The sequence below is a fragment of the Bacteroides sp. K03 genome (assembly GCF_019734355.1).
GTDB lineage: Bacteria > Bacteroidota > Bacteroidia > Bacteroidales > Bacteroidaceae > Bacteroides > Bacteroides nordii.
On record NZ_JAASHC010000031.1, the window covers coordinates 1 to 14991 of the forward strand.

The following is a 14991-nucleotide window of genomic DNA, read 5'->3' on the forward strand; positions in this document are numbered from 1 at the left end:
CAACGAGGAAATACTTTACTTGCCATATGAATTTTTATAATGTTAAAACGGTGTAAAGTAAATCTGTATTAAGTCACCAATGCATTACTATCTTAAACTGACATTCTCCAGGATTATTTTCTGTTAGAAAGTCACTATAAGTCACATAGAAAGCAAACGAACCTACGGAATAATCATAGGAGAACGTTTCTGCCCAATTCTTATTTCCCTCAGCATAATACATTACATAAGGAAGAGGAGTCTGGACCGGCGTATTACCATCATATTGAATCAGATATACCATGACACTTCCTTTATCAAAGATATACTGATCTAAATACTTATCTTCAACGATACAACGAAAATAAGAATTATTTTCATTCACACCTCCTATACGCTCCCAGTTTTTAACAGTAATTGTATACGAATCCCAATTCTGAGCTTCATCTGAACCTCCACCCGGCCGATTATTCCAATTTGAATCAGTATCACTCTCACAAGCTCCAAGAGTAATAGCCAGTAACAATAAAAACAAAATCTTCTTCATCTTCTTTATATTAAATATATTAGTAACACTTATCCGTTCCACTTCATTACAAGTTCTTGCTCACTTGTCTCTTCTTCTACATGCTTCTCTACAAACCTGAACCCCTGCTTCTCATAAAAAGCCACTGATGATTCATTTTTAGCATATACCCTTAATGTTATTGCAGGGTGTATCTTTTTTACGTATTCTATCAATGCCTTTCCAATACCTGTACCCTGTGCTTCAGGTATTACAAATATAGCAGCCAAATAGTTGTCTACCATCGAAATAAAACCTTGCACAGACTTTGTTTTTTCATCTTCAAATACATATGTATCACTTCCCGGAAGATAAATATTCCGCATATCTTCTTGTTTTCCAATCCAATACATGGCAGGAATAAAATGATGTGCCAGAATAGAGGCTTCTAACCAAATGCGTATCACTCTGTCTGTATCTTGAATATTATAGCTTCTTATCATATTTTGATTCAAATCAAATGGTTCGTATTCAACTTTATTTATCTTTGCAAAGATACTTGATTTACATTATTATACACTCATAAAAGAAGAGAAATAACCATTTATAAAATAACCATGTATATTCATCACATTGCACTTTGGACCACTCAATTAGAAGAGTTAAGACAGTTTTACATTACTTATTTCAATGGAACAAGTAATGAAAAGTACATAAATCCTGCAAAAGGTTTCGAATCCTACCTTATCAGCTTTGATGGAGGAGGCGCTTTAATCGAAATGATGCGTAAAACGGATGTTACTTCTCCGGCAGACAAGATTCCGCACATTGGTTTGGCACACTTCTCTGTTTCAGCAGGTAGTAAAGAAGCTGTTCTCGAACTTACAGAACGTTTGCGCCACAATGGGTTTGTAGTAGCCAGTGAACCCCGTACCACAGGCGATGGATTCTTTGAAAGCGCTATCCTCGATCCGGATGGAAACCTGGTAGAGATTACTATTTAGCATATAGTTCACCACAGAGCCACACAGAGTTTCACCGAGTTTTAATTGTTATAAATCAGATAAATAGTACTCTGTGTAACTTCAGTGAAACTCTGCAGTAAAACTTTAATACAATAAGAACAGGTCGATTGCTCTTGATTAATAAGTCTTGTAAAACATCAGAAACACTCCATGCGTTGCTCTACGAGAATCGACCCGTTCCTCGTAGAGTTTCACCTCGATCTCCGTAGAGTTTCGACCCGTTTCTCGTAGAGAAAAAAACGTCCATATATATTGCTAATAATCAAGTACTTACAAATATTAAAATTGTAATATTTTTCTACCATGTAACACCAGCTCTTTTTCTGTTGCGTGCAGCCCACGCGTCTCTGAATTAATTACAACACTAAGTACTTCCCCATGCGGGAAGCACTCAAAACGGAGAAGAAATAAACAAAATCCCACTAAACATGGTTTTCAACTACTGATTCGCATTATTTAATAAAGATAGCATCAACCAATACATTGGTGCAATGAAGAGTAACTCCGCTTTCATAACTTATATTACTAAGTACAAGCATACAGGAATCATTACAGGTGATAAATAACTCCGAACTTACCGAATCGGATACTTCATTCTGCATCCACGCACGGTGAGAATTCATATATGCATTTATATCACGGCTTATTATCACCTTGTCATCAGCTACACGCCGAATCTTAATGACTCCATCTTCCACCTTACCAACATATTCTTTCCTATCATAAATATTCATTGGATAATAACGAGTATATCCTTCTGTATTGATTCCTGACGGAAAAACAGGACTCATGTAATGCCAGTTACGCTTAGTTGAAATGTCGCATTCCCCATATTCCTTTTTCATATAATCAGAACCTGTTTCATCCTCTAAATAAGAATAACATGCTTCCAGTTCCCGGGCATCTTTCCATCTCAAAGAATCAGTTTCATTAAATACGACTCCTTGTTTTAACTTATGAGTAACAGAATCCAGCATATCAAGCCTGGAAATATATCTTTCTAACCTCTGTTTCTGTGAATGAATGCCTATACTTCGGGCACTAATGCCAGGGATAAAAGTCAAAATCACAATACAGATACTACTCACTACAGCCATCAACTGATAATTTCCTATCTTCCGGGAAAACAAGAAAAAGATATAGAGTGTCATCAAAATACCGGATATGAAGAGGTAAACTCTTGATGCCGTAAAGCTATAAGTCGTTATGCGCTCAATAGTTCCCACCCAGAAAAGAATAAGTGGCGGTATCGCAATCCAACTAAAATGGTTGTAAAACCACCCATAAATATTTTTGGAAACAAGAAGCTGAAACATATGTCCTGCCATTGCAAAAATAGCCAACGCAAGTACCATATATCCAATCCCTCCCTTAGGCAACTCCCAATGAATGGCAATCGTTATGAAATAGATGTAAAGTATTGCCGTATAAACAATCACTGCCGGTGAAAGAATATAGTTTATAATAATTTCCATAAACCGGGGAGTCGTATTCTCTTCACTCTCTTTCTCCTGCAAATGGCAATAAAGCAACGGAATCACAACAAACAGGCAGAACATATAAATATATTCAGGGAAATCATACCTCTCTATATTAAAGATGTATACCACAGAAGAATAAAGCCCCCATACAGCAAGAGCCAAGAGATGTCCGATAAAGAAAGCAAAAATCAGACTTACAAACGTTTGCATACAATTTCGGGCAAAGGAAAGATTCTCCCACTTACATTTACATGCCAGCAGAATGAAAAATGCCAATATCAGTGTAAATGTATAAGAAATAGTAAATACAAAGTGACTCAAATCAGCCCAAAGAAAGGGGAGAGGCAGTAATACCGACAAATAATACAATATTCTGCCCTTAGTAGGATACAAAAGCTGATGCAAGCTGTACACCAGTACCATAAAGGCCGGAAAGAGGGACATTACATCCCGTATATGCTTAATCAGCTCCGAAGAGGATTCCCAACTTAACTGATCTTCAATACAAAAGAATACAAAAAATAGCAAGCCCAATAATGCTTCCATCGGATACTTTTTCAAAGCTAAAATGATATCCGCACCAACCTTTGATAGATTTATTTTCATAAGTACTCCTCCAAATTTCCCCAAATGTACTAAAAAACGATAAAAGGCATACTTATTCCCTGCTTTTTTCTTATATTTGCAACCAAATTTTCTACAAAGAATGAAAATTAAAGAGATTGTAAGCGCCCTTGAACGGTTCGCGCCTCTGCCATTGCAAGACGGATTTGATAATGCCGGCCTGCAAATCGGATTGACAGATGCGGAAGCAACAGGGGCTTTGTTGTGTCTGGACGTTACCGAAGCCGTTCTCGATGAAGCCATCGCAATGGGGTATAACCTTGTTATATCACATCATCCCCTTATTTTTAAAGGCTACAAGTCTATCACGGGGAAAGACTACGTGGAACGTTGCATACTGAAAGCTATCAAAAATGATATTGTCATTTATTCAGCTCATACCAACCTGGATAACGCTCCCGGAGGAGTGAACTTTAAGATAGCCGAGAAGATAGGACTTAAGAACGTACGCGTACTTGATCCGAAAGAGAATAGCCTGGTTAAGCTTGTTACATTTGTACCATTCGCACAGGCGGATGAAGTACGTAACGCCTTGTTTTCCGCAGGATGTGGATATATAGGTAATTATGACTCATGCAGTTATAATCTTGAAGGAGAAGGAACATTCCGTGCACAGGAAGGAAGCAGTCCTTTCTGTGGAAATATCGGAGAGCTTCATCATGAAAGAGAAACGAGAATTGAAACCATTCTTCCTATATATAAGAAAGGAGAAGCGATTCGTGCTTTGCTTACTGCACATCCGTATGAAGAGCCGGCATTCGACATTTATCCACTCCAGAATTCCTGGCAACAGGCAGGAGCAGGGATAATAGGAGAGTTGGAGACTCCGGAAACTGAACTGAAATTCCTGAAACGTATCAAGAAAACGTTTGAAGTAGGTTGCCTGAAGCACAATAAACTATCCGGACGTGAAATACAAACCGTAGCACTTTGTGGTGGAGCTGGGGCTTTCTTGCTGCCATTGGCTATTCGAAACAGAGCAGATGTATTTATTACCGGTGAAATTAAATATCATGATTATTTCGGGCATGAAGCAGAAATTCTAATGGCCGAAATAGGACATTATGAAAGTGAACAGTATACAAAAGAAATTTTTTATTCCATAATCCGGGATTTATTTCCTAATGTTACACTCCAATTTAGTAAAGTGAACACAAATCCCATAAAATATTTATAAGTAAAATGGCTAAAGAAGCAAAAAAAGATCCGAATGAGTTGACCGTGGAACAGAAGCTGAAAACACTGTTCCAACTACAAACTATGCTGTCTGAGATTGACAAGATTAAAACTTTGAGAGGTGAACTTCCATTGGAAGTACAGGATCTTGAAGACGAAATTGCCGGTTTGAGTACACGTATTGATAAAATCAAAGCGGAAGTAAGCGAACTTAAAGCAGCAATCGCAGGCAAAAGAGTAGAGATTGAAGCGGCAAAGGCTTCTGTAGAGAAATATAAATCACAGCAAGACAACGTACGCAACAATCGCGAATACGACTTCTTAACGAAAGAAATCGAATTCCAGACACTCGAAATAGAGCTCTGTGAGAAGAGAATCAAAGAATTTACTGCCGAAGAACAGGAGAAATCTGAAGAAGTAGCTAAAAGTACAGCTGCTCTGGAAGAAAGACAAAAAGACCTGGATCAGAAAAAGAGCGAACTGGACGAAATCATTTCTGAAACAAAACAGGAAGAAGAAAAGTTGAGAGATAAAGCAAAAGATCTGGAGACCAAAATAGAGCCACGTCTGTTGCAGTCATTCAAACGTATCCGTAAAAACTCTCGTAATGGTTTAGGCGTTGTATACGTTCAACGTGATGCTTGTGGTGGTTGTTTTAACAAAATCCCGCCTCAGAGACAACTTGATATCCGTTCACGTAAAAAAGTAATTGTTTGTGAATACTGCGGACGTATTATGATTGACCCGGAACTGGCAGGTGTAGAGATTAGCCACAAGGTAGAAGAAGCTCCGGCACCAACAGCAAAAAGAGCTATCAGAAGAAAAACTGCTGAATAAAAAACAACTCTCGATAGTTAATATCCTATTAAAAGGTGGATGGATTGTATAATTACAATTTATCCACCTTTTTCTTTTATCCCATCCTACATACTTCTCTGTATGTGAGGAACAATCTTCCCGGCATTCTAAACAAACTGAAACTTTAGTTGTTTTCTTTTCATTTCTTAAAAACCTGAACTTATGAATATGCGAGCGTGGAGCATATCGCTCCTTTTGTTTCTTTCGTCCGTAGCCTCGGCGCAGACTGCGAACCATTATCTGGATACTCCCTTGCCACAAACCTGGGAAGAGGGAGGAAAAGTATTTCAACAGATATTACCTGTAGACGATCAGTGGTGGAAATCTTTCGGAGATCAGACTCTTGACTCATTGATAACCATTGCTGTAGACCGTAACTATTCGGTGTTGACTGCGATAGACCGTATGAATGCAGCAAAGGCAAACCTACGTATGGAGCGTAGCAGTTTCTTTCCAAGCCTTGGAATAAATGCCGGATGGACACGTCAGCAAACCAGTGGCAACACCAGTGAGATACCACAGACAACCCAGCATTATTATGATGCTTCTATCAATATGAGCTGGGAATTAGATATATTCGGAAGTATCCGACAACGGGTAAAAGCACAGAAAGAGACTTTTGCCGCCAGTAAAGAAGAATATACAGCAGTAATGGTTTCTTTATCAGCACAAGTAGCCTCAGCATATATCAATTTGAGGGAACTACAACAAGAGTTACGAGTGGTAGAGAAAAATTGTACTTCACAAGCTGCCGTACTGAAAATCACTGAAGTAAGATATAATACAGGGTTGGTATCCAAACTTGATGTAGCTCAGGCTAAATCAGTATACTACAGTACCAAAGCTTCCATACCACAATTAGAATCGGGTATCAATCAATATATTACCACATTGTCCGTATTGCTCGGAACCTATCCGCAGGAAGTACGTCCCGTATTGGACCGGGTAGGGGAATTGCCGGATTATATGGAACCCATCGGAGTTGGTCTACCTGCCGATTTACTAATGAGAAGGCCGGATATCCGCAGTGCTGAACGTCAGGTAAACGCGCAAGCCGCTTTGTTGGGTGCCTCTAAATCAGACTGGTTACCACAAGTATTTCTGAAAGGTTCCGTTGGTTTTGCATCTAAAGACCTCAGAGACTTTGGCAATCATAAAAGTTTCACCTACGAAATAGCCCCTGCTCTAAGCTGGACTATCTTCAACGGTGGCAAACTGATAAATACCACCAAACTGGCCCGTGCACAATTGGACGAATCAATAAATCAGTTCAACCAGACTGTATTGACAGCCATACAGGAAACAGATAATGCCATGAACGCTTACCGCAATTCTATCAAACAAATAGTGGCCTTGCGGGAAGTACGTAACCAGGGACAAGAAACATTGACCCTCTCTCTCGACTTATATAAACAAGGACTCACTCCCTTTCAGAATGTACTGGACGCACAGCGTTCTCTGTTGACTTACGAAAATCAGTTAGTACAGGCACGAGGCAATTCGCTACTACAACTGATTGCCCTCTACCAGGCATTAGGAGGGGGCTGGAATAACTAAAATTACTAAAACCTATATAACAATGAAAAGATTACTGTATATCCTTCTCGCCCTACCATTATTAATAGGATGTCAGGGGAAGAAAAAAGCCACCGGAGATGCTATGCCTGTACCCGAAGTCAGCGTAGCCCATCCGCTTGTGAAAGATATTACGCTTACCAAAGATTACCCGGGCTATTTAACCACCGAACAGACGGTAAACCTCGTAGCACGAGTCAACGGCACTTTACAATCAGCTTCCTATACACCAGGAAGCCGGGTCAAAAAGGGACAATTACTATTCGTCATAGAACCCACTATTTATAAAGACAATGTGACGAAAGCCGAAGCTGCCCTTAAAACAGCTCAAGCACAGCTGACATACGCCCGCAATAATTATTCCCGTATGCGTGAAGCACTGAAAAGCGATGCAGTAAGCCGGATACAAGTATTACAGGCAGAATCTTCCGTAGCCGAAGAAACAGCTGCTGTCAGTAATGCCGAAGCTGCACTGAATACAGCACGCACCAATCTGGGATACTGCTATATTCATGCACCATTTGATGGAACCGTCAGTCGAAGTACAGTAGATGTAAGTAGCTATATCAGTGGTGCCGTACAACCTACCACATTGGCTACTCTCTACAAGGACAATCGCATGTACACCTACTTTAACGTAGCCGATAACCAATGGCTTTCAATGCTGATGAGTGCCCCTTCTAAAGACGGTAAAGAAATACCGGAACTTCCTCGCGAGGTTATTGTAAAATTAGGGGAAGATGGTAAACAGACTTATCCTGCCACTCTTGATTATCTGTCTCCAAACGTGGATTTAAGTACTGGAACACTCACAGTCCGAGCCAATCTGGACAATCCGAAAGGCCTGCTGAAAAGCGGATTATATGTCAGTATTACACTGCCATACGGAGAACAGAAAGAAGCTGTTCTAATCAATTCAGCTTCTATCGGTACAGATCAGCTTGGTAAATATGTGTACATTGTAAATGATTCAAATATAGTACGTTATCGTCATATCAGTGTAGGGCAACTAATAGGAGACAGCCTGCGCCAGGTTACAACTGGACTCTCTCCACAGGAACGTTATGTCACCAAAGCCCTGATGAAAGTAAGGGATGGAATGAAAGTAAAGGCAGTTGGCAATTGACAGTTGACAGTTTATCATTAATCATTCATCATTAACCATTAATCATTAACATCATGTTTTCAAAATTCTTCATCAACCGCCCCATATTCGCCACCGTTCTGGCGCTTATCATTGTGGTGGCAGGATTGGTGACACTCAATATATTGCCCGTGGCGCAATTCCCGGACATTACACCGCCTACGGTACAAGTTTCCGCCGTATATCCCGGAGCTAATGCCGAAACAGTAGCGCAAACTGTAGGTATCCCTATCGAACAGCAAGTGAACGGGGTAGATGGCATGCTCTATATGTCGTCTACTTCCTCTTCATCAGGAGCCTATTCGTTAACTATCACTTTTGCTGTGGGTACGGATGTGGATATGGCTACCGTACAAGTGCAAAACAGGGTAAGTGTAGCACAATCATCACTACCGGAACCTGTTGTTGTACAAGGTGTAACCGTACAAAAGCAATCATCAAACATCGTCATGTTCCTCACCATGAGTGCCAAAGACTCAGTATATGATGGACTTTATCTGACCAATTACGCCAAGCTGAACCTCGTAGATCAACTCACACGTGTTCCGGGCGTAGGGGCTGTCAATGTAATGGGAGCAGGGGACTACTCCATGCGCGTCTGGCTCGATCCGGAGGCTATGCGCATCCGTAGTATCTCTCCGGCAGAGATCTATCAGGCTATTCAGTCACAGAATATGGAAGTAAGTGCCGGGACGGTCGGTCAACCTATTGGAAAAGATAATGCCAATGCTTTCCAATACAGTTTGACGGTGAAAGGGCGCCTCTCATCACCGGACGAGTTCGGTAATATTGTTCTTCGCAGTGATGCAGGGGGTAAGATGCTCCGCCTGAAAGATGTGGCACGTATCGATCTGGGATCCGCTTCCTATAATGTTGTTTCTCAGTTACGCGGAAAACCGACAGCTGCCATTGCTATTTATCAACAACCCGGATCTAACTCCCTCGACGTATCCAAGGGAGTGAAAGCCAAAATGCAGGAACTGGCTCAGACCTTTCCTTCAGGGGTAGAGTATAACGTGACATTGGATACAACAGACGTAATCAATGAATCTATCGACGAAGTACTCGTTACCTTCCTCGAAACCACTCTATTGGTAGTACTTGTTATTTTCCTTTTCCTTCAGAACTGGAGAGCGGTTATCATTCCATGTATTACCATCCCGGTATCTCTTATTGGTACGCTGGCAGTGATGGCTGCACTTGGATTCTCTATCAATACGCTAACGCTGTTTGGATTAATATTGGCTGTTGCCATTGTAGTAGATGATGCCATAGTGGTGGTAGAGAATTCTTCGCGACTTCTTGAAACAGGACAATACTCTCCACGTGAAGCCGTCACAAAAGCAATGGGAGAGATTACTGGTCCCATTGTCGGTGTAGTACTTGTATTGCTGGCTGTATTTATACCGACAACACTCATCAGTGGTATCTCCGGACAATTATACAAACAGTTCGCTCTTACCATTGCTGCATCTACTGTATTAAGTGGTTTTAACTCCCTGACATTGACTCCGGCACTTTGTGCTCTCTTTTTGGAGAAGAGCAAGCCTTCTACCTTCTTTATCTATAAAGGATTCAATAAAGCGTATGACAAAACCCAGGGAGCCTATGACCGCATTGTTAAATGGCTGCTCGAACGTCCCGGAACAGCATTGATCTCTTATGGTATTTTCACCGCTATCGCCATACTGTTATTTGTGAAATGGCCGTCTACATTTGTTCCTGACGAAGATGACGGATATTTTATCGCTGTAGTACAACTCCCTCCTGCAGCTAGCCTGGAACGTACACAATCTGTTGGAAAACAGATAAATGACATACTCAATACATATCCCGAAGTGAAAGATTATATTGGTATTTCCGGTTTCTCTATAATGGGAGGAGAGCAAAGTAATGGCGGTACGTATTTCGTCGTTCTAAAACCATGGAGCGAACGGAAAGGTAAAGAACATACCGCTGCTGCCGTAGTAGAGCGTTTCAACGAAATGGCATACAGTATACAGGAAGGACAGATATTTGCCATGGTTCCACCTGCTATTCCTGGTCTTGGAGCTACTGGGGGATTGCAGCTACAATTGGAAGACACCCGTAATCTAGGACCGACAGAAATGCAACAGGCCATTGCAACTTTAATGGCAAACTACCGTAGCAAACCGGCCCTGGCTTCCGTCAGTAGCCAATACCAAGCCAATGTTCCGCAATATTTTCTGAATATCGACCGCGATAAAGTACAATTTATGGGTGTTCAGCTTAATCAGGTATTCGCTACATTGGGTTATTATATGGGTGCTGCTTACGTGAACGACTATGTACAATTCGGGCACATCTATCAAGTGAAAATAGAAGCTAATGATCAAGCTCAGAAGGTGATTGACAATGTGTTACAGCTAAGTGTACCAAATGGGAAAGGGGAGATGGTGCCTTTTTCTTCCTTCACCAAAGTAGAAGAGCAATTGGGACAAGATCAGATAAACCGCTACAATATGTATCAAACGGCGGCTATAACTTGTAATGTAGCTCCCGGCTTTTCTTCCGGCGAAGGCATTCAACAGATGGAGGCACTTATCAGCGAACAGTTAGGAGGGGAATATGGTTACGAATGGACCTCTGTTGCCTATCAGGAAACGCAGGCAGGAAATACTACTACAATTGTTTTTCTCATGGCGTTGCTAGTGGCCTTCCTCGTACTTGCCGCACAATATGAAAGCTGGACAAGCCCCGTAGCAGCTATTATGGGATTGCCTGTAGCACTCCTTGGAGCGATGATTGGCTGCTTTGTCATGGGTACACCGGTAAGTATCTATACCCAGATTGGTATTATCCTGCTTATTGCACTCTCAGCCAAAAATGGTATTCTAATTGTAGAATTCGCCCGCGACTTCCGGGCAGAAGGAAACTCCATCAGAGATGCTGCCTATGAAGCTGGTCACGTCCGTCTAAGACCAATTCTCATGACGTCATTTGCATTTGTATTAGGGGTTATGCCATTGCTGTTTGCTTCCGGTGCAGGAGCTGAAAGTCGCATCGCCTTGGGAGCTGCAGTAGTATTTGGTATGGCAATGAATACTTTACTTGCTACCGTCTATATACCAAACTTCTATGAACTGATGCAAAAATTGCAGGAACGATTTAAATAATGTGCCAATGTAATAATATGCCAATGTGCCAATTGCTGCGCTATATTAACACCACGCAGCTAATTGGCACATTGGCATATTTATATTACATTGGCATATTATTATAATCCGGAATATCCTTAAGAAACACATAACATTGCTTCTCATAATCCATCTTGCAACAATAATGCTGCATTCCATTACTCACTATCAGATAATCGACTTTTAACACCATGTTATAACGTGTAATCTGGTCAAATACAGCTTGCGTAATTTCTATGTGCGGTGCTTTATACTCTACAATCATTCGCGCTGTAAGATCTCTCCGATATAGTACAGTATCGCACCTTTTCTTCGTTCCATTCAGGTTAAGAAGCACCTCATTAGCCATCAATGCCATCGGATATCCTTTATGTGCAATAAGAAAGTGAACGAAGTGCTGCCGTACCCATTCTTCGGGTGTAAGGGCAACATATCGTTTACGAATTACGTCAAAAATAACATTTTTTCCATTTCGTGACGCAATTTTAGTATCAAATACTGGCAAGTTTAACGATAACATTTCGTATTTTTGTAAGTTAAATAATGGCTCTCTGTAAAGAGAGCACAAATTTAATGAATCTTATGAAAACAAAGGAAGAAATCGTAGCTAATTGGCTACCCCGTTACACAAAACGTAACCTGGAAGATTTTGGAGAGTATATTCTGTTGACCAACTTCAACAAGTACGTAGAAATATTTGCAGAGAAATTCAATGTTCCCATTCTGGGACGTGATGCCAACATGATATCTGCAAGTGCAGAGGGCATCACTATCATTAACTTCGGTATGGGAAGTCCCAATGCCGCCATCATCATGGATCTTTTAAGTGCTATTCAGCCTAAAGCCTGCCTTTTTTTAGGTAAGTGTGGAGGGATCGATAAAAAAAATAAAATAGGTGATCTTATTCTCCCTATCGCTGCCATCCGTGGTGAAGGAACCTCCAATGACTATTTTCCACCCGAAGTACCTGCGCTGCCGGCATTTATGCTGCAACGCGCCGTATCTTCCTCTATCCGCGACTATGCCCGTGATTACTGGACTGGTACTGTCTATACCACCAACCGCCGTATTTGGGAACATGATGAAGAATTCAAGAAATACCTGACTAAAACCCGTGCTATGGCAGTAGATATGGAAACTGCCACTCTTTTCAGTTGTGGTTTTGCCAATCATATCCCAACAGGAGCTTTACTATTGGTTTCTGACCAACCCATGATTCCGGAAGGTGTAAAAACTGATAAAAGTGACAACATTGTTACCCAAAACTATGTCGAGGAACATGTGAAGATAGGTATTGCCTCATTACGCATGATTATTGATGAGAAAAAGACCGTAAAACACTTGAAATTCGACTGGTAAGGCTTTTGATATATGGCAAAACAAGAACTTAGTTGCGATGACATCCTCAAGGAATTGAGGGCTAAGCAATACCGCCCGATCTATTACTTGATGGGAGAAGAATCATATTATATCGATCTCATAGCCGATTATATAACAGACAATGTATTGAGCGAAACCGAGAAGGAATTCAATCTGACTGTAGTATATGGTGCTGATGTAGATATAGCAACAGTTATTAATGCTGCTAAACGATATCCTATGATGTCCGAATATCAGGTAGTAATTGTAAAGGAAGCACAAGCAATCCGTAATATGGAAGAGCTTTCTTTTTATCTTCAGAAACCATTGAACTCTACCATCCTTGTAATATGCCACAAACATGGCACATTGGATAAACGAAAGAAACTGGCGGCAGAAGTAGAAAAGGTCGGCATTCTATTTGAATCCAAAAAGATCAAAGACTCACAACTTCCTGCATTTATAAACTCATACATGAAACGTAAAGGCATCGACATGGAGCCTAAAGCGTCGGCTATGCTTGCGGATTTTGTAGGTACAGATCTAAGCCGCCTCACAGGAGAACTGGAGAAGTTAATCATCACCTTACCCGCAGGCCAGAAGAGAGTGACGCCTGAACAAATAGAGAAGAATATAGGTATCAGCAAAGATTATAATAACTTTGAATTACGTAGTGCATTAGTAGAGAAGGATATTCTTAAAGCAAATAAAATAATAAAATACTTTGAGGAAAATCCGAAAACTAATCCGATACAAATGACTCTTTCATTGCTATTCAATTTTTATTCAAATCTAATGTTATCCTACTATTCTCCCGAAAAAACAGAACAGGGGATCGCCTCTTGGTTAGGTCTGAAATCGCCTTGGGCCGCCCGCGATTATCTAACTGCCATGCGTCGTTACAACGGTGTAAAGACCATGCAAATCATTGGAGAAATACGATATGCAGATGCAAAATCCAAAGGAATAAGCAATGCATCTATGAGCGATGGCGATATTCTTCGTGAATTGGTGTTTAAAATTCTTCATTGAAAATATAACAGAAGAAAAACTCTATTTAGATAGATTCAACCGCTTCTTGAAATTTAAAATATAAAATACCTTTCATATCTTATTTTTGAGATATCAAAAGGATAAAAAATAGATATACAGTATAATGAGAGATAATGTTTCTATACATTATCTCTCATTATTTTAAGTCCGGGAACCTGCATTTATCATCATTTTCACCGTATTTTTCCACTCTTTCTTTACTTATACTTCTGCCATTTATTAGCCTGCAAAACGCTTTATATTAATAGTAAGTTCTTTGTTTATTCAACTAATTATCTTTACTTCTTTAGCTTTACTCTCTACCTTTTTAATCCTATTTCATGATGTAGACTGTGAACCCCATACATGTTAATTATCCGATTAACAGGAAAAGCATGTGCCTAAATCACAAACCAGACCAAAGAAACCTATATAACAGGCTAATATCTATATATTTGATGATTTAATATACTGAGCAAATACAGAAAAAAGACTTTATCTCACCTCCATCTTCCCATATTTCCGGTATTTTATCTATCTTGAAGAATCTAAATCTTGCGTATTGACTTTTTGATCATAAATATCCCTGTTTCTATTATTTTATGCTCTATTTTCTATTTAAGAATATATTAGAAGAAGAGAAATAAGACATAAAACATTATTATACAGTATATTATATCTAAAATAGTCCTTGTAGAATTGAAAAAAACAATTTAATCAGGCATTTATACGGAAATATTGCAAAGATTTGCCATTAGGAGGTAGTATAAAAATTACGTAAGAAAATATTATTATAAAAAAGAGAAGTTAGAAAGAGAATATATCACATTTCTCATACTATTTGTTTACTTCTGTAAAATGTTTGGTTTACATTCTTAATAATAACACTTGTAATACGATACCATATGTAAATAACAAACACAAATCATTATTGTAATATTGTAATATCACACAAATAAACAAGAAATAACGTTTGTAATAGGAGAGTAGTTAACATTTCATTCAATTCATTATAAAATACAGTATTCCAACTAAATAATATACTTTTCTTAATTACTACTCTAAATGATAGTCA

12 protein-coding genes are annotated in these 14991 nt (G+C 39.7%); 8 read left to right on the top strand and 4 right to left on the bottom strand.

The genetic code is table 11. From position 1 onward, the window contains the following. Positions 1-73 precede the first annotated feature (73 nt). A complete protein-coding gene (locus HCG69_RS16730; RefSeq protein WP_221650988.1) occupies positions 74-526 on the bottom strand; it encodes a hypothetical protein in 453 nt (150 codons plus the stop codon). Between the two features lie 29 nt (positions 527-555). Then, positions 556-987: an N-acetyltransferase gene (locus HCG69_RS16735; RefSeq protein WP_221650989.1), complete on the bottom strand. Its 432-nt coding sequence runs from the start codon at positions 985-987 to the stop codon at positions 556-558. Between the two features lie 114 nt (positions 988-1101). Between HCG69_RS16735 and HCG69_RS16740 the strand changes: the two genes are divergently transcribed. Further along, positions 1102-1488: a VOC family protein gene (locus HCG69_RS16740; RefSeq protein ID WP_221650990.1), complete on the top strand. Its 387-nt coding sequence runs from the start codon at positions 1102-1104 to the stop codon at positions 1486-1488. 473 nt (positions 1489-1961) lie between these two features. Here HCG69_RS16740 and HCG69_RS16745 read toward each other — a convergent pair whose 3' ends face one another. After that, on the bottom strand, positions 1962-3596 hold the full coding sequence (locus HCG69_RS16745) for a DUF4153 domain-containing protein (RefSeq protein ID WP_221650991.1): 1635 nt from the start codon (positions 3594-3596) through the stop codon (positions 1962-1964). Between the two features lie 100 nt (positions 3597-3696). Between HCG69_RS16745 and HCG69_RS16750 the strand changes: the two genes are divergently transcribed. The 5 genes from HCG69_RS16750 (at position 3697) to HCG69_RS16770 (ending at position 11504) form a co-directional block, all read left to right on the top strand. Then, the gene (locus tag HCG69_RS16750) at positions 3697-4791 is read left to right on the top strand and encodes a Nif3-like dinuclear metal center hexameric protein (RefSeq protein ID WP_221650992.1); all 1095 of its coding nucleotides are present in this window, start codon (positions 3697-3699) and stop codon (positions 4789-4791) included. 5 nt (positions 4792-4796) lie between these two features. Continuing rightward, a complete protein-coding gene (locus HCG69_RS16755) occupies positions 4797-5627 on the top strand; it encodes a zinc ribbon domain-containing protein (RefSeq protein ID WP_007485657.1) in 831 nt (276 codons plus the stop codon). A gap of 183 nt (positions 5628-5810) precedes the next feature. Then, complete coding sequence (locus HCG69_RS16760) at positions 5811-7205, top strand: efflux transporter outer membrane subunit (protein WP_221650993.1); 1395 nt, start codon at positions 5811-5813, stop codon at positions 7203-7205. A gap of 22 nt (positions 7206-7227) precedes the next feature. Beyond that, positions 7228-8349: an efflux RND transporter periplasmic adaptor subunit gene (locus tag HCG69_RS16765; protein ID WP_221650994.1), complete on the top strand. Its 1122-nt coding sequence runs from the start codon at positions 7228-7230 to the stop codon at positions 8347-8349. A 53-nt stretch (positions 8350-8402) separates the two neighbouring features. After that, complete coding sequence (locus HCG69_RS16770) at positions 8403-11504, top strand: efflux RND transporter permease subunit (RefSeq protein ID WP_221650995.1); 3102 nt, start codon at positions 8403-8405, stop codon at positions 11502-11504. 85 nt (positions 11505-11589) lie between these two features. Here the strand turns inward: HCG69_RS16770 and HCG69_RS16775 are convergent, their stop codons facing one another. After that, positions 11590-12045 carry a type I restriction enzyme HsdR N-terminal domain-containing protein gene (locus HCG69_RS16775; protein ID WP_002560185.1) on the bottom strand — a complete coding sequence of 152 codons (456 nt, stop codon included), beginning with the start codon at positions 12043-12045 and terminating at the stop codon, positions 11590-11592. Between the two features lie 62 nt (positions 12046-12107). Between HCG69_RS16775 and HCG69_RS16780 the strand changes: the two genes are divergently transcribed. Together HCG69_RS16780 and holA are read left to right on the top strand one after the other, a co-directional pair. Continuing rightward, positions 12108-12884, top strand: a complete 777-nt coding sequence (locus HCG69_RS16780) for an AMP nucleosidase (protein WP_044166459.1) — start codon at positions 12108-12110, stop codon at positions 12882-12884. Positions 12885-12896: 12 nt separating this feature from the next. Continuing rightward, positions 12897-13916 carry a DNA polymerase III subunit delta gene (gene holA, locus HCG69_RS16785; protein ID WP_221650996.1) on the top strand — a complete coding sequence of 340 codons (1020 nt, stop codon included), beginning with the start codon at positions 12897-12899 and terminating at the stop codon, positions 13914-13916. The last annotated feature ends 1075 nt before the right edge of the window (positions 13917-14991 follow it).

What these genes read in the sequence shown, in the direction of transcription:
- HCG69_RS16730 (WP_221650988.1), bottom strand. Translation starts at nt 526, where the DNA reads ATGAAGAAGATTTTGTTTTTATTGTTACTGGCTATTACTCTTGGAGCT.
- HCG69_RS16735 (WP_221650989.1), bottom strand. Translation starts at nt 987, where the DNA reads ATGATAAGAAGCTATAATATTCAAGATACAGACAGAGTGATACGCATT.
- HCG69_RS16740 (WP_221650990.1), top strand. Translation starts at nt 1,102, where the DNA reads ATGTATATTCATCACATTGCACTTTGGACCACTCAATTAGAAGAGTTA.
- HCG69_RS16745 (WP_221650991.1), bottom strand. Translation starts at nt 3,596, where the DNA reads ATGAAAATAAATCTATCAAAGGTTGGTGCGGATATCATTTTAGCTTTG.
- HCG69_RS16750 (WP_221650992.1), top strand. Translation starts at nt 3,697, where the DNA reads ATGAAAATTAAAGAGATTGTAAGCGCCCTTGAACGGTTCGCGCCTCTG.
- HCG69_RS16755 (WP_007485657.1), top strand. Translation starts at nt 4,797, where the DNA reads ATGGCTAAAGAAGCAAAAAAAGATCCGAATGAGTTGACCGTGGAACAG.
- HCG69_RS16760 (WP_221650993.1), top strand. Translation starts at nt 5,811, where the DNA reads ATGAATATGCGAGCGTGGAGCATATCGCTCCTTTTGTTTCTTTCGTCC.
- HCG69_RS16765 (WP_221650994.1), top strand. Translation starts at nt 7,228, where the DNA reads ATGAAAAGATTACTGTATATCCTTCTCGCCCTACCATTATTAATAGGA.
- HCG69_RS16770 (WP_221650995.1), top strand. Translation starts at nt 8,403, where the DNA reads ATGTTTTCAAAATTCTTCATCAACCGCCCCATATTCGCCACCGTTCTG.
- HCG69_RS16775 (WP_002560185.1), bottom strand. Translation starts at nt 12,045, where the DNA reads ATGTTATCGTTAAACTTGCCAGTATTTGATACTAAAATTGCGTCACGA.
- HCG69_RS16780 (WP_044166459.1), top strand. Translation starts at nt 12,108, where the DNA reads ATGAAAACAAAGGAAGAAATCGTAGCTAATTGGCTACCCCGTTACACA.
- holA (WP_221650996.1), top strand. Translation starts at nt 12,897, where the DNA reads ATGGCAAAACAAGAACTTAGTTGCGATGACATCCTCAAGGAATTGAGG.